At 55.6% G+C, this 2,382-nt stretch carries 2 protein-coding genes and 1 pseudogene; all 3 read right to left on the reverse strand.

Annotated features, from left to right (window positions below; all coding sequences use genetic code 11):
* Window positions 1-51: 51 nt before the first annotated feature.
* On the reverse strand, window positions 52-525 hold the full coding sequence (gene rpsG / locus ACXRVY_RS24620) for a 30S ribosomal protein S7 (RefSeq protein WP_007994653.1): 474 nt from the start codon (window positions 523-525) through the stop codon (window positions 52-54).
* 108 nt (window positions 526-633) lie between these two features.
* Window positions 634-1,005, reverse strand: a complete 372-nt coding sequence (rpsL, locus tag ACXRVY_RS24625) for a 30S ribosomal protein S12 (RefSeq protein WP_003186084.1) — start codon at window positions 1,003-1,005, stop codon at window positions 634-636.
* Window positions 1,006-1,221: 216 nt separating this feature from the next.
* Window positions 1,222-2,382, reverse strand: a pseudogene (locus ACXRVY_RS24630) (DNA-directed RNA polymerase subunit beta'); the annotation flags it as partial.

The following is a 2,382-nucleotide window of genomic DNA, read 5'->3' on the forward strand; positions in this document are numbered from 1 at the left end:
AATCGGTGTTGTACGAGCCATAAAGCCCTCGCAAAATTAGTGACGCTAAAATTAGAAGCGGTAGTGCGAGAAAGCCTTGTTGGCTTCAGCCATACGGTGAACGTCTTCACGCTTCTTAACTGCAGCACCTTTACCTTCAGCAGCGTCCAACAGTTCGCCAGCCAAACGCAGAGCCATAGACTTCTCGCCGCGCTTGCGGGCRTAGTCTACCAACCAGCGCATTGCCAGAGCGTTACGACGGGAAGGACGAACCTCGACCGGAACCTGGTAAGTAGCACCACCAACGCGGCGCGACTTCACTTCGACCAGCGGAGCGATGGCGTCGAGTGCTTTTTCGAAGAGTTCCAGGGGATCGGTGCCGGCCTTACGAGCCTTCACGGTATCCAGGGCACCATAAACGATACGCTCGGCAACGGCTTTCTTGCCGCTTTCCATTACGTGGTTCATGAATTTGGCGAGGATTTGGCTTCCGTATTTCGGATCGTCCAGAATCTCACGCTTGGCTGCTACGCGACGTCTTGGCATTGATAAGCCCTCAAACGGTCTTCAGGTTAGCCCGGGACAGCTCCTATGGATGCGTGCCCGACCTTACTCTTATCGACTCAATAAAATGAAAAACTGCAAAACGGCCGATTACTTCGGACGCTTGGTACCGTACTTCGAACGACCCTGGTTACGACCTTTAACACCGGAAGTATCCAACGAACCGCGAACGGTGTGGTAACGAACACCTGGCAAGTCTTTTACACGACCGCCGCGGATCAGTACCACGCTGTGCTCTTGCAGGTTGTGGCCTTCACCGCCGATGTACGAGGAAACCTCGAAACCGTTGGTCAGGCGCACACGGCATACTTTACGCAGTGCCGAGTTAGGTTTTTTCGGCGTGGTGGTGTACACACGGGTGCACACGCCACGGCGTTGCGGGCAGTTCTGCAGCGCAGGCACGTCGGATTTCTCGACGATACGCTTACGCGGCTGACGTACCAGCTGGTTGATAGTTGCCATCTACTAGCTCCACTGTTGTCTTGCGACGCTATTGTCTTGCAAGAAAAGCAAAATGGCAGGAACGAGTTCCCGCCAAATTTAGGGGTACAAGAGTCTAAAGAGGATCTTGTCCCCAGTCAAGGCAAGGCCCCGCCCTCCCCGCTCATCCAATCTCGACAAATTGTCTCGATTCGATGAACGGAGTGACCAGGGCCTCACACTCATTTACCGCAGAACTCAGTTACCGCTCGAGTTCAGCGCTTCGGTCAGTGCAGCTTCCACTTCACTGGCGCTTACGCGCAACGGCTTGTCTGCATCACGGCGGCGCTTACGCTCGCTGTGATAAGCCAGGCCGGTACCAGCCGGGATCAGACGACCCACGACCACGTTTTCTTTCAGGCCGCGCAGGTAATCGCGCTTGCCGGTTACCGCCGCCTCGGTCAGTACGCGAGTGGTTTCCTGGAAGGAAGCCGCCGAGATGAACGATTYGGTGGACAACGACGCCTTGGTGATACCCAGCAGAACGCGAGTGAACTTGGAGACAAACTTGTCTTCGCCGCTCAGACGCTCGTTCTCTACCAGTACGTGAGTCAATTCCATCTGGTCGCCCTTGATGAAACTGGAATCGCCGGATTCAGCGATCTCAACTTTACGCAGCATCTGACGCAGGATGGTCTCGATGTGCTTGTCGTTGATCTTCACGCCTTGCAGACGGTAAACGTCCTGGATCTCGTTGACGATGTACTTGGCCAGCGCACTCACACCCAGCAGACGCAGGATGTCGTGTGGATCGCTCGGACCGTCGGAGATAACTTCGCCGCGGTTTACCTGTTCGCCTTCGAACACGTTCAGGTGACGCCACTTCGGAATCAGCTCTTCGTACGGATCGGTACCGTCGTTCGGGGTAATAACCAGACGGCGCTTGCCTTTGGTCTCTTTACCGAACGCGATGGTGCCGCTGACTTCAGCCAGAATCGACGCTTCTTTCGGACGACGGGCTTCGAACAAGTCGGCAACACGCGGCAGACCACCGGTGATGTCGCGAGTCTTCGAAGTCTCTTGCGGGATACGAGCGATAACATCACCGATCGCGATCTTCGCACCATCCGCTACACCAACCAGGGCGTTGGCTGGCAGGAAGTACTGAGCGATAACGTCAGTGCCTGGCAGCAACAGATCCTTGCCGTTGTCGTCGACCATCTTCACGGCAGGACGGATGTCCTTACCGGCAGCTGGACGATCTTTGGCGTCGAGTACTTCAATGTTGGTCATACCGGTCAATTCGTCAGTCTGACGCTTGATCGTGATGCCTTCTTCCATGCCCACGTAGGTCACGGTACCTTTCATTTCGGTAACGATCGGGTGAGTGTGCGGATCCCACTTGGCCACGATGGCGCC

It is taken from the genome of Pseudomonas sp. P5_A2_2 (genome assembly GCF_054177685.1).